Here is a 9,134-nt window from a genome sequence, read left to right on the forward strand (position 1 = left end):
CGATCGCGGACAGCAGGGGGAACGGTGCGGCCTCCTGGGGCGCGAAGTGGTGCACGCGGAAGTAGGCGCCGTCGACGCCGACCTCCTCCGCGGCGACGGCGAGGTCGATCGCCTGCACGAGGGCCTCGCGCGCGCTGCGCACCTTGGACCCCGGCACGTCACGCCAGTGTCCGAACGACAGGAACCCGATCTTGGTCATGTCGATGCGAACGCATCCGAGCGCGAGACCATTCCGGCCGGACTACGGTGGTCCGCCATGGACGACCCACGCGCCGCGCTCACTGCCGAGCGGTACCGCAACGAGCGCCTCCTCGCCGGCGTGGAGCAGAGCATGCGCGACGTCAGCGACGCCCGGCAGGACGCGAACTCCGACGACGAGCACGACCCCGAGGGAGCGACTCTCGCGTGGGAGCGCGGCTCGCTCGGCGCGGTCCGGGACGACGCCCGGGAGCGGATCCGGCTGGTGGACGCCGCGCTCGCGCGGCTCGACGCCGGGACCTACGGCCGCTGCGCGGTCGGTGGGGAGCCGATCCCCGAGGCGCGCCTGGCCGCCGTCCCGTGGGCGGCGACCTGCGTCGCGCACGCGTGACGGGCCTCCCGGGCGGGCACTGACGACGATGCCGACGCGGGCCGGGAGGCACGTGGTGCGCCGTCCAGGTCCCTGCCGTCCGCCACGGCGCACTTTCCCAGCCGCGGGCCCTACCGTGCCGACATGGACCGCACACCCGACGAGCGACCCGACGCTGCCGAGCAGCCCGGCGCCGTCGAGCCCGCGACGGCCCGGCACCGCTTCCAGTGGTTCCGCGACCTCCGCGCGTGGATCCACGCGCGCCCGCACGTGCACCTCGTCTACAAGGTGCTCGTCGGGGTCGTGGGCGGCCTCGTGGTCGTCATCGGGCTCATCCTCGTGCCGCTGCCCGGGCCCGGCTGGCTCGTGGTGTTCATCGGCCTGACGATCCTCGCCAGCGAGTTCCACTTCTTCCACCGGATCATCACGTGGCTCCGGGCCCGGCTGCACCGGTTCTGGGACTGGGCGAAGGCCCGGGGCCCGCGGTGGCTCCGCAAGGCGGCCGACCGGGGCAAGGCCGACGTGGACGCCGCCCACGCGGACGCCCACCGCAACATGGGCATGCAGGCCCGCGCCCCGAAGCACCCCCGCCCCGGGCACTGAGCGGCCCGAACGGGCGGCGAGCTCAGTCGGCGGTCGCGGCGCCCCGGTCCGGGCACGTCCGGACGGAGCCGGTGGCGGTCCGCTCGACGACCTCGGCGGCCTGCTCCTCGACCGCCGCACGCCGGCGGGAGCCGAGCTGCAGCACGAGGGCGACCGCCGCGGCGAGCACGATGAAGGCGCCGTACCCGGCGAGCACGGGCACGAACCCGAACGTCGGCTCGAGGAGCCCGGCGACGACCGCGGGGAGCCCGAACGCCAGGTAGCTGACGATGTAGACGGTGGACAGCAGGCCGGCGCGGTGCGTCGGGGCGGCGGTCGCGAGGAGCATGCGGAGCGGGGCCTGGAAGCCGGCGCCGAACCCGACGCCGGCGATCGCGCTGCCGACGACGAGGCCGGGCAGCGAGTGCGCGAAGACGAACGACACGGTGACGACCGGACCGATGATGAGCGCGACGAGCCCGAGGAGCAGGCTCCGGCGGGTGTCGAGCCGCTGGATCGCCAGGCCCGTGAGCCCGCCGACGCCGGTGACGACCGCGATGAGGGCACCGGCGGCGAAGTGGTCCTCGATGCCGAACACGCTGCGGAGTGCCGACGGCACGAGGGACAGGAAGAGCCCGCCGAGCGCCCAGCTGGCGACGAGCGAGCCGGCCACGCTCCGGAACAGGGTGCGCGACGCCCGCGGCACGGACACCGTGGGTCGGAGCGACCGGAGTGCCCCGGGGCGGCGGGTCACCCGCTCGGGGACGACGACGAGCGCCACCACGAGCACGAGGAGGAGCGCGCCGAACACGACGTAGACGAGCTGCTCGGGTGTGGGGCCCCACTCGACGAGGGCGCCGCTCGACAGTGCGCCGGTCGCGAGGGCGAACGGCGGGACGGCTCCGTTGAGGACGCCCGCGAGCGCGGGGAAGCGCTCGAGCGAGTGGTCGATGAGCGCGGCACCGAGCGCGCCGATCAGCAGGCCGACCGCGACGCCCTGCACGATGCGGTCGAGGACGAGTGCGCCGAGGCCGTCGGCGCCGGTGAAGAGCCCGAGCGACAGCACGAGCAGCAGGCCGCCGGCGAACAGCACCGGCTTCCGGCCGACGTGGTCCGAGAGCCGCCCGGCGACGAGCATGGTCACGAGGAGCCCGGCGACGTAGATCGCGAACACCGCGGTGAGCATGAGCGGCGTGAGGTGCCACTCGGCCGCGTAGACGGGGTAGATGGGCGACGGGACCGAGGACGACGCCATCGCGGCGAGGAGCACCGCGGCCAGGATCCAGAACCCGGCGACCGAGCGAGCTGACTGCTGCATGAGCACCTTTCCGAGGAGGTCTTGTACGACTGCATTCGTACCGCAGCCGTCTGTACGATGCAAGTCGTACAGGGAGGGGAACGGTGCTACCGTCTCGTGCATGCCCGCGAACGTCGATGCCCCGGAGCGGCTGCCCCAGCCGACCGTCGCCGAGATGGACCTGCCCGTCGTGCTCGACGCCCTCAGCGACCCCATCCGGCTCGCGATCCTCCACCGGTACCTCGTCGACGCGGCCGGCGGCGTGCGGAGCTGCGGCTGGGTCGGCGTCGACCGGCCGAAGTCCACGCTGACGCACCACTTCCGCGTCCTGCGCGAGGCCGGGCTGCTCGAACAGCACCAGGAGGGTCTGGTCCGGTCCAGCCGTGCGCGCATCGAGGACGTGCAGGAGCGGTTCCCCGGCCTGCTCGACCTCGTGGTCGCGTGGGAGGTCCCCGCCGCCCTCATGCGCGAGGACGTCGCCCCGTGACCCCGGCGAGCCAGGGGAGCCCGGCGAGCCACGGGAGCCCGGTCGGTCCGTCGCCCCGCCAGCCGCGTACGACCCACCGTCTGCCCACGATCGCGACCGAGCCCGGAGTGACCGCGATCGCCGCCGACCTCGACGCCGCGGGCTTCACGGTCGAGCGGCTCGACTCGCTCTGGGGCGCCGAGGCCGCCGCGTCGCTCCACCGCGGATCGCGGGTGGCCGCGCTGCGTGCACTGGCGTCGCGCGAGTCGTCGCCGCTCGCCACGCTCGCCACGCTCTTCGTCCTCGGGCTGCCCGTCTCGCGTGCCCACGCCGACGCCGCGTTCCCGACGGCCGGTGTCGACCGGGTCGTCGCCGCGGGACTCCTGCGGCTCGACCCGACGAGCTCCGACGACTCCGGGCTCCCGCTCGACGTCGCGGACGTGCTCGTCCACCCGACGGTCGACCTCCGCCCCTACGCGTTCGTCGACGACCTCGGCGCGGGCAGCTGGTGGATCGTGTCCGACCTCGGCGAGCTCGCCCTCGGCACGGCGCTCGGCGAGGAGCACGTCCTCGGCATCGGCGGCGCGACGACCACGCTCTCCGGCCTGCAGCTGCCCGTGCACGTCGGCCGGGTGCTCGACCTCGGCACCGGGTGCGGCATCCAGGCCATGCACGCCCGCCGGTTCGCCGACCAGGTCGTCGCCACCGACATCTCCCGTCGAGCGCTCGACATCGCCCGCTTCAACGTCGCGCTGAACGGTCTCGACGGCATCGAGTTCCGACTCGGCTCGCTGTTCGAGCCCGTCGCCGGGGAACGCTTCGACCGCATCGTGTCGAACCCGCCGTTCGTCATCACGCCCCGGCGCGAGGGCGTCCCGGCGTACGAGTACCGCGACGGCGGCATGGTCGGCGACACCCTCGTCGAGACCGTGCTCCGCGGGCTCGAGGAGCACCTCGAGCCCGGCGGCACGGCGCAGCTGCTCGGCAACTGGGAGTACCGCTGGGGGTCCGACGGGCTCGAGCGGGTGAGTTCGTGGTTCGCCGACGCCGAGCTCGACGTCTGGGTGGTCGAGCGGGAGCGTCAGGACCCGCCCGCCTACGCCGAGACGTGGATCCGCGACGGCGGCACGAAGCCCGGCACGGCCGAGTTCGACCAGCTCGTCGACGCCTGGCTCGACGACTTCCGGGACCGTCGGGTCACGGGGGTCGGCTTCGGCTACGTCGTGGTGCGCCGTGCTCCGCACGACACCGACGTGCCGGGAGGCACACCCCACCTCCGCCGCTTCGAACGCGTCCCCGAGACGCTCGGGTCCAACCCCGCCGGACTCGGCGCCACCGTGGCGCGCGCCCTCGACGCGGCCGCCTGGCTCGCCGTGCACGACGACGCCGCGCTCGCCGCGGCGCACCTCCGGGTCGCGGGCGACGTGACCGAGGAGCGCGCCTACTGGCCCGGCAACGACGACCCGACCGTGATGACCCTCGTGCAGGGTGGTGGGTTCGGCCGTCGGGTCGACGCGGACACGGCGCTCGCCGCGTTCGTCGGGGCGTGCGACGGCGAACTCTCGGTCGCGGCCATCGTCGGCGCGATCGCCCAGATCACCGGCGTCGACGAGGCCGCGCTCACGGCGGACCTGCTGCCGCGGGCGCGGGACCTCGTCCTCGACGGGCTGCTGCTGCCGGCCTGACCCGGCGGGCCGCCGGGGCCCGGCCGATCGTCGGGACCCGCCCGGCGTGTCCGAGCCGGGCGGCCGGCGGCTCAGGCGCGGTGGTCGCGCCAGCTGTGCTCGGGCACGAAGCCGAGCAGCTCGCGGGCCTTCTCGCTCGACAGCAGCGAGCTGACGCCGTCGATGTCGCTCCGGCGCTCGATGTCCGGGACGAACCGCTCGACGAGCTCGATGGTCGGGGTGTCCATCACGGTGTCGGTGTTCGCGATGACGAACGCCTCGAACCCGGTCAGGTCGGCCTCGAGCGCACGGCGGACCGCCTGGGCGCCGTCCCGCGAGTCGATGTACGACCACAGGTTGAAGGTCTTCGCTTCCGGGGTGGCGTCCCACGGGAACGACGGGTAGTCGGTCTCGTCCATCACGTTCGAGAACCGCAGGCCGATCATCTTGAGCTCCGGGTCCCACCGGGTGAAGTGGCGGGCCATCTCCTCCTCGACGGCCTTGCCGAGCGAGTACGAGGACTGCGGGCGGACCGGGAACTCCTCGTCGACCGGCAGGTACGGCGGGTGGTGCTCGCCCATCGGGATGCCGAGCAGGGTCTCGCTCGACGCCCACACCACGTTCTTGATGCGCGCCTGACGAGCGGCGTGGAAGACGTTGATCGACGACGTGACGTTGTTCGTGATGAGCGCCACGTCCGGCACCTGGCCGGGTGCGGGGACCGCGGCGAGGTGCACCACGGCGTCGACGTGGTCGTACCGGTCGTCCACGCCGAGCAGCACGTTCAGGACCTGTCCGTGGTCGGTGAGGTCGGTGCGGATGAACGGCACCCGCTCGGGCTTGTCCGGGGACGGGACCCGGTCGACCAGCACCACGTCGTACCCGTGCTCGTCCAGGTGCCGGACCACGGCCCGTCCGAGCTTCCCGCTGCCTCCGGTGACCACCACGCGTGTCATCGCGTCTCCTCTTCGTCGAGTGTTCGTACCGGACCATCCTGCCCGCCGAGGGGTGGACGCAACCAGGCACGGACGGTACCTGTCCGCCGGACGCTCCACGGGCCTCCCGGCCGGTGCGCGTGAGCGTGCCGCACCCGCTCGGTCAACGACGGCGCAGCGTGATCGGGCATGATCATCTGGTGTCCTCCCCCGACGTGACCGCCGCCTTCCGTGCCGCCCGCGACCAGCTCCTCGACGCGCCCTCCGCCGCGGACGCCCGCGCCGGGTTCACCTGGCCCGACGTCGGCGAGACGTTCAACTGGGCCGACGACTGGTTCGACGTCATCGCGCACGACAACGACCGCACCGCGCTCCACCTCGTGGACGCGGACCGTGACCGGCGTTTCAGCTACGCCGAGCTCGCGGCCCGGTCGGACCGCCTCGCGGCGTTCCTGCACGCGCACGGCGTGCGCAAGGGCGACCACGTGCTGCTCATGCTCGGCAACCAGCTCGAGATCTGGGAGACGATGCTCGCGGTCATGAAGGTCGGCGCGGTGATCCTCCCGACGACGACCATGCTCGACACCGCCGACCTGCAGGACCGCGTCGACCGCGGTGCGGTGGCGCACGTCGTCACGAACGCCACCGAGACCACGAAGTTCGACGACGTGCACGGCGGGTTCTCGCGCATCGTCGTCGGCGGGGCGGTCGACGGCTGGACGACCTACCCGACCGACCTCGGCGAGCCCGCCCCGGCGGACGAGGTACGACCCGTCGTCCGTACGCGGTCGACCGACCCGTGCCTGGTGTACTTCACGTCGGGGACCACGTCGAAGCCGAAGATGGTCGTGCACTCGCAGACCTCGTACCCGGTCGGCCACCTCAGCACGATGCACTGGATCGGGGTCCGGCCGGGCGACGTGCACCTGGCGATCAGCTCGCCGGGATGGGGCAAGCACGCGTGGAGCTGCTTCTTCGCGCCGTTCATCGCCGAGGCGACCGTCTTCGTCCACGACACCCCGCGCTTCGACCCGGTGGCGCTGCTCGCCGCGCTCGACGAGCACGGCGTCACCTCGTTCTGTGCCCCGCCGACCGCCTGGCGGATGCTGCTGCAGGGCGACCTCGGAGCACGGCCCCGGGCACTCCGCGAGGTCGTCTCCGCGGGCGAGCCGCTCAACCCCGAGGTGATCGCGCGGGTGTCCGACGCGTGGGGCCTCACGATCCGCGACGGCTACGGCCAGACCGAGACGACGGCGATCATCGGCAACCCGCCCGGCGCCCCGGTGACCCCCGGCGCGATGGGCACCCCGCTGCCGGGCGTCGAGGTCGTCCTCCTCGACCCGCTCACCGGCACGGAGGCCGACGAGGGCGAGATCTGCCTCGACCTCGCGGAGCGGCCGGTGAACCTCATGTCGGGCTACCTCGGCGACCCCGCCCGCACCGACGACGCGATGCGCGACGGGTTCTTCCACACCGGGGACATCGCTGCGCGTGACGCCGACGGGCAGCTCACGTTCATCGGCCGCACCGACGACGTGTTCAAGTCCTCGGACTACAAGGTCTCGCCGTTCGAGGTCGAGAGCGCCCTGCTGCAGCACCCGGCCGTCGCCGAGAGCGCGGTCGTCCCGGCCCCGGACGCGGCCCGGCTCAACATCGTCAAGGCGTACGTCGCGCTCGCCGCAGGCTGGGAGCCCGACGCCGACACCGCCCTGCAGGTCCTGCAGCACGCCCGAGCCGTGCTGCCCGCCTACGCCAGGGTCCGCCGCGTCGAGTTCGCGGAGCTGCCGAAGACCATCTCGGGCAAGATCCGCCGCGTCGAACTGCGGGAGCGCGAGGAACGCGCGGCCGCGAGCGGGGCGCCGGCCGAGGGGGAGTGGCGCGAGGACCGGTTCCCGGAGCTCCGGTCGGTCAGCCGCTGACCTTCGTCGCGGCCTGCGTGATCGCCAGCGCCGCGACGAGCTCGACGTGCTCGGCCATGTCCCGCGTCGGGTCGTAGAGCCACTGGATCTGCATGCCGTCGGACACCGCGAGCATCACGCTGGCGAGCGCCTCGGCGTCGACGTCCGGGCGGAGCCGACCGTCTCCCTGCATCTCGCGCAGCTGTCGGGCCATCGTGGTCCGGCCCGTCTCGTACCGCTGCTGGAAGTAGGCGTGTGCCGCGTGCTCCGGGTCGGTGGCTGCAGCGGCGGACAGGTTGACGAACATCTGGACGAGCCCGGGGACCTCGGCGTTGTGGCGGACCACGGCGGCGAGGAGCGCGGCCGGGTCCGAGGCGTGCCAGTCGTGGGCGTCGTCGATCTCGTCGCGGCGCTTGAGGACCTCGACCCAGAGCTCGTCCTTCGAGTCGAAGTAGTGCAGCAGCCCGGCCTGGGTGAGCCCCACGGCGTCGGCGATGTCCTTGATGCTCGTCCGGCGGAAGCCGTTCACGGCGACGAGGTCGAGCGCGATCGAGAGGATCTCCTCACGCTTCGCGATGCCCTTTGCGTACGAACCCCGTCGTGCCATGCGGTGACCATACCGCTCGGTGGGGACCGGTAAAACCAACTACAAGTAGGTTTTGCGTGCTACCGTGGGCGCAGCCGCCGAGGAAGGCGTGCGAGTCACCGACGACGGTGGCGTACCCGGAAGAAGGACCCAGTGGCCAACGACGCCCTGACCATGGCCGACACCCCGACCGCAGTCGCCCCCACGCACGGTCGCGGCAACCCGCTGATGTACACGCTCGGCATGCCGATCGCGATGTTCGGCCTGTTCATCGCCCTCCTGCCGCCCGTGCTGGTCGCGATGGCGCTCAAGGTCGCCGAGATCGCGCCGCAGGACCAGGCGGGCGTGCTCGGCACCGCCCTCGGCATCGGCGCGTTCGCCGCGATGGTCGCCAACCCGCTGGCGGGTCGCTTCAGCGACCGGACTGCCGGGAGGCTCGGCATGCGCCGTCCGTGGATCATCGGTGGCACGGTGCTCGGCTTCGCAGCCCTCGTCGTCGTCGCCACGACGTCCTCCGTCGTCGTGCTCGTCGTCGCCTGGGGCGTCGCGCAGGTCGCGTACAACGCCACGATCGCGGCGCTCACCGCGGTCATGCCGGACCACGTCACGCGCTCGCAGCGCGGTCGCGTCGCCGCGCTCCTCGGACTGGCGCAGAACCTCGCGCTGGTCGGCGGGACGTTTCTCGTGCAGCTCTTCTCGACGTCCGCCACGCAGATGATCGTCCCCGGGGCGATCGGATCCGCCGTGGTCGTCCTCTACGCCGTGCTCTTCCGGGACCGCGTGCTCGTGGACCGGCCGACGTCGAAGCTCGGCGTGGGCCAGCTCTTCGGCTCGTTCGTGTTCAACCCGGTCAAGCACCCCGACCTCGGTTGGGCCTGGCTCACCCGCTTCATGATGGTCGCGGCCCAGTACACGGCGGTCTCGTACCTGACGTACTTCCTGCGCGACGACATCGGGGTGAACGAGGCGAACCTCGCCAACGCGGTCTTCCAGGGCACGCTCTGGAACGTCGTCGGCATCGTCCTCACCTCGCTCGTCGCCGGGTGGCTTTCCGACCGGCTCGGACGGCGGAAGCTCTTCGTCGCGGTCGCCGGCGTCGTCGGGGTCGTCGGCCTGGTGCTCATCGCACTGGCGCCGT

At 72.8% G+C, this 9,134-nt stretch carries 9 protein-coding genes and 1 pseudogene; 6 read left to right on the top strand and 4 right to left on the bottom strand.

Annotated elements, in window-relative coordinates; genetic code table 11:
- Positions 1 to 199: pseudogene (locus I59_RS17580) on the bottom strand (LLM class flavin-dependent oxidoreductase); the annotation flags it as partial.
- A gap of 57 nt (positions 200 to 256) precedes the next feature.
- Here I59_RS17580 and I59_RS17585 point away from each other — a divergent pair.
- Together I59_RS17585 and I59_RS21675 are read left to right on the top strand one after the other, a co-directional pair.
- Positions 257 to 589 (top strand): TraR/DksA C4-type zinc finger protein, encoded by a 333-nt coding sequence (locus I59_RS17585; RefSeq protein WP_031274439.1) that lies wholly within the window; start codon positions 257 to 259, stop codon positions 587 to 589.
- Positions 590 to 712: 123 nt separating this feature from the next.
- On the top strand, positions 713 to 1,171 hold the full coding sequence (locus I59_RS21675; protein ID WP_022904990.1) for a TIGR02611 family protein: 459 nt from the start codon (positions 713 to 715) through the stop codon (positions 1,169 to 1,171).
- 22 nt (positions 1,172 to 1,193) lie between these two features.
- On the opposite strand, the gene I59_RS17595 is transcribed toward I59_RS21675, so the two are convergent.
- A complete protein-coding gene (locus I59_RS17595) occupies positions 1,194 to 2,468 on the bottom strand; it encodes an MFS transporter (RefSeq protein ID WP_042726890.1) in 1,275 nt (424 codons plus the stop codon).
- Positions 2,469 to 2,568: 100 nt separating this feature from the next.
- On the opposite strand from I59_RS17595, the gene I59_RS17600 reads away from it, so the two are divergent.
- Entirely contained in the window at positions 2,569 to 2,934 is a 366-nt protein-coding gene (locus I59_RS17600; protein ID WP_022904992.1) for a helix-turn-helix transcriptional regulator, read from the top strand.
- 107 nt (positions 2,935 to 3,041) lie between these two features.
- Positions 3,042 to 4,598, top strand: coding sequence for a methyltransferase (locus tag I59_RS17605; RefSeq protein ID WP_261976607.1), 1,557 nt, complete (start codon positions 3,042 to 3,044; stop codon positions 4,596 to 4,598).
- A gap of 71 nt (positions 4,599 to 4,669) precedes the next feature.
- Here I59_RS17605 and I59_RS17610 read toward each other — a convergent pair whose 3' ends face one another.
- Positions 4,670 to 5,533, bottom strand: a complete 864-nt coding sequence (locus I59_RS17610) for an NAD(P)-dependent oxidoreductase (protein WP_022904994.1) — start codon at positions 5,531 to 5,533, stop codon at positions 4,670 to 4,672.
- Positions 5,534 to 5,712: 179 nt separating this feature from the next.
- On the opposite strand from I59_RS17610, the gene I59_RS17615 reads away from it, so the two are divergent.
- Complete coding sequence (locus I59_RS17615) at positions 5,713 to 7,431, top strand: AMP-binding protein (RefSeq protein WP_022904995.1); 1,719 nt, start codon at positions 5,713 to 5,715, stop codon at positions 7,429 to 7,431.
- Here I59_RS17615 and I59_RS17620 read toward each other — a convergent pair.
- On the bottom strand, positions 7,421 to 8,017 hold the full coding sequence (locus tag I59_RS17620; RefSeq protein ID WP_022904996.1) for a TetR/AcrR family transcriptional regulator: 597 nt from the start codon (positions 8,015 to 8,017) through the stop codon (positions 7,421 to 7,423). The genes I59_RS17615 and I59_RS17620 overlap by 11 nt on opposite strands.
- 132 nt (positions 8,018 to 8,149) lie before the next feature.
- Between I59_RS17620 and I59_RS17625 the strand changes: the two genes are divergently transcribed.
- Positions 8,150 to 9,134, top strand: a 985-nt coding sequence (locus tag I59_RS17625; RefSeq protein WP_022904997.1) for an MFS transporter, incomplete at its 3' end; no start/stop codon positions are given.

It is taken from the genome of Curtobacterium sp. B8, from assembly GCF_000333315.1.
Lineage (GTDB): Bacteria > Actinomycetota > Actinomycetes > Actinomycetales > Microbacteriaceae > Curtobacterium > Curtobacterium luteum.